This window comes from Flavobacterium sp. NKUCC04_CG, from assembly GCF_019345525.1.
Lineage (GTDB): Bacteria > Bacteroidota > Bacteroidia > Flavobacteriales > Flavobacteriaceae > Flavobacterium.
On the sequence record NZ_JAHKRA010000069.1, the window covers coordinates 1 to 277 of the forward strand.

General features: G+C 39.7%; 1 pseudogene. It reads right to left on the reverse strand.

From position 1 onward, the window contains the following. Positions 1-277, reverse strand: a pseudogene (locus KO524_RS15610) (hypothetical protein); the annotation flags it as partial.

Consider the following 277-nt stretch of genomic DNA (forward strand, 5'->3'; position numbering starts at 1 on the left):
AACGATGTCTTCGAAATTGATGATGTGGGTATTACCCGCTTGATCAATATAAGTGAATTGAGTTCCGTCGTAATAAACGTTACCTCCTACATAAGTATTGGTCAAGTTTTCAATCAATTGCTCCAATACCGTAGTATTGGTGATGATGTCCGTAAAGTTGTTGATCACATCAGCCGGTACGTCAATCGTAGTTACAGTTCCGTTTTCAGAAGTATAAGTATAAGTACCGTCTAGATTGTTTACCAAAGTAGTGATGGTTTCTGCTCCGGCAGCTACC